1 protein-coding gene is annotated in these 2,127 nt (G+C 73.4%); it reads right to left on the minus strand.

Annotation, left to right across the window (positions count from 1 at the left end):
* Positions 1–94: 94 nt before the first annotated feature.
* Positions 95–2,127: elongation factor G-like protein EF-G2 (locus AB0M20_RS39940; protein WP_364306329.1), on the minus strand; the 2,033-nt coding region annotated here is incomplete at its 5' end.

Here is a 2,127-nt window from a genome sequence, read left to right on the forward strand (position 1 = left end):
CCAGCTGCCGGCCGCCGCGAGCCCGACGCTGGTCTGAGGCGGCGGCCGCGACGGTCCGGCCGGACCGTCGCGGCCTCAGGCGCCGGCGATGTGGCTACTTGGCGGCGTGTTCCTTGCGGATGGCGTCGGCCAGGTGGGCCGGCATGGGTTCGTGCCTCGCGTACGTGCGGGAGAACGTGCCCGCCCCCGAGGTGAGCGCCCTGAGCTCCACCGCGTACCGGACCAGCTCGGTGGCCGGCACCTCGGCCCGCACCAGGCTGAACTCCGGCGTCTCGTCCGCCTCCGAGCCCATCGGCCGCCCCCGGCGGCCGGACAGGTCGCTCATCACCGCGCCGACATACTCGTCCGGCACCCGCACCACGATCTCGTCCACCGGCTCCAGCAGGGTCACATCGCCGGCCTGTGCCGCCTCCCGCAGCGCCAGCGCCCCCGCGGTCTGGAACGCCGCGTCCGACGAGTCGACGCTGTGCGCCTTGCCGTCGAAGAGCGTCACCCGCAGGTCGACCACCGGATAGCCGGCCACGATGCCGCGCTCCAGCTGGGTGCGCACACCCTTCTCGACCGACGGGATGTAGTTGTGCGGCACCGCGCCGCCGACCACCTTGTCCACGAACTCGAAGCCCGAACCGCGGGGGAGCGGCTCCACCTTGATGTCGCAGATCGCGTACTGGCCGTGGCCGCCGGACTGCTTGACGTGCCGGCCCTTGCCCTGCGACGGCCCGCCGAAGGTCTCCCGCAGCGACACCTTGACCGGCTCGGTGTCCAGGTCGACCCCGCCCGCGCGGAGCCTGTCCAGCACCACGTCGGCGTGCGACTCGCCCATGCACCAGAGCACGAGCTGGTGGGTGTCCGGGTTGCGTTCCAGGCGCAGCGTGGGGTCGCCGGCGACGAGCCGGGCCAGGTTCTTCGCCAGATTGTCCTCATCGGAGCGGGACTTCGCGACGACGGCGATCGGCAGCAGCGGCTCGGGCATCCGCCACGGCTCCATCAGCATCGGGTCGTCCTTGCCGGAGAGCGTGTCGCCGGTCTCCGCGCTGCCCGACTTGGTGATCGCGCAGATGTCCCCGGCGATGCACTCGCCGACCTCGCGGAGCTGCGCACCCAGCGGCGCGTAGATGTGCGCGACCCGCTCGTCGGCGTCGTGGTCGGGGTGCCCGCGGTCGGCCAGGCCGTGCCCCGAGACGTGCACGACCGCGTCGGGGCGCAGGGTGCCGGAGAACACCCGGACCAGCGAGACGCGGCCGACGTGCCGGTCGATCGTGGTCTTCACGACCTCGGCGACCAGCGGGCCGGCCGGGTCGCAGGACAGCGGCGCCTTCGGCGAGCCGTCCACGCCGGTGACCGTCGGCAGGTCGTGCTCCAGCGGCGACGGCGCCCCCGCCACCAGGCCGTCGAGCAGCGCGTCGAGGCCGACGCCGGTCTCCGCGCAGACCGGGATGACCGGATAGAAGTTGCCGCGCGCGACGGCCCGTTCCAGATCGGGCACCAGCACGTCCGGGCCGACCTGTTCACCGCCGAGGTAACGGTCCATCAGGGACTCGTCCTCGCTCTCGGCGATGATCGCCTCGATGAGCTGGTTGCGGTCCTCCTCGACCGGCGCCAGGTGCTCCGGCTCGGCCTCGCCGACCCGCGGCGGATAGCCGGCCGAGTAGTCCAGGACGCGCAGCGTGACCAGGCCGAGCAGGCCGGCGATCGAGGTGCCGTCGTCGCCGAGCATCGGCTGGTAGATCGGCAGCACGTTCTCGCCGAAGGCCTCCTGGCAGTCGGCGACGGTCTCGTCGACGTCGGCCCGCGGATGGTCCAGCCGCGTCACCGCGACCGCGCGCGGCATGCCGACGGCGGCGCACTCCGCCCACAGCGCGGTCGTGGCCGCGTCCACCCCGTCCACCGCGGAGACCACGAAGAGCGCGGCGTCCGCGGCTCGCAGGCCGGCGCGCAGCTCTCCGACGAAGTCGGCATAGCCCGGGGTGTCCAGGAGATTGATCTTCACGCCGTCGTGCACGACCGGCGCGCAGGAGAGCGCGACCGACCGCTGCTGGCGTACGGCCGCCGGGTCGTTGTCGGTGACCGTGGTGCCGTCGGCGACCGTGCCCGCCCGGGGGATCGTCGACGTGGCGGCGAGCAGCG

The sequence above is a fragment of the Actinoplanes sp. NPDC051633 genome (genome assembly GCF_040681735.1).
Lineage (GTDB): Bacteria > Actinomycetota > Actinomycetes > Mycobacteriales > Micromonosporaceae > Actinoplanes.